Annotated in this window: 1 protein-coding gene; it reads right to left on the bottom strand. The window is 67.5% G+C overall.

Features of this window, described 5'->3' with window-relative positions:
• On the bottom strand, nt 1-491 hold a 491-nt coding region (locus AC0L20_RS39725; RefSeq protein ID WP_473295624.1), incomplete at its 3' end, for a DNA-3-methyladenine glycosylase family protein.
• Nucleotides 492-542 lie beyond the last annotated feature (51 nt).

Genomic DNA, 542 nt, shown 5'->3' with positions numbered 1-542 from the left:
GTCCAGTCGCCGATCCCCGGCAGCGCGACCCACCGCGCAACGCTTTCCTTCAAGCTGGCCTGGGGCACAAACAGCTGCGGATCATCCAGCAGCGCCTGGGCCACTCCCGACAACGTGCGCCCTCGTGCCCTCGGCATGCCCAGGGTGGCGAGGTCTGCTGCCGCCAACACTTCAGCCGTCGGGAACACGTGGGTAATAGCGGCATGGGGTGTCTGCAGCGGCTGGCCGTATTGCGCCACCAATTTACCTGCCAGGCGAATCGCCGCCACCACCGTGATCTGCTGGCCCAGCACGGCGCGCATCGCCAGCTCCAGACCGTCCCACGTTCCCGGCAGGCGCAGCCCGGGGCGGGCAGCCACCAGTTGCGCCATCAGCGGGTCGCGGGCCAACGTTGCGTTGATCCGTTCAGGTTGGGCATCCAGGTCAAACATTCTGCGCAGCCGCCGCTCGATTTCCGGCAGGACTGCAGGGTCGGGAAAGTCGACCCCCACGTCCAACCAATCACCCGCCCCTGGCGCAACGCTGATCCAACCCTGCTGCCC

Source organism: Bradyrhizobium sp. Kon58 (genome assembly GCF_055807455.1).
The sequence above is the reverse complement of the archived record's forward strand: the minus strand, read 5'-3'. Positions and strand labels throughout refer to the sequence as shown.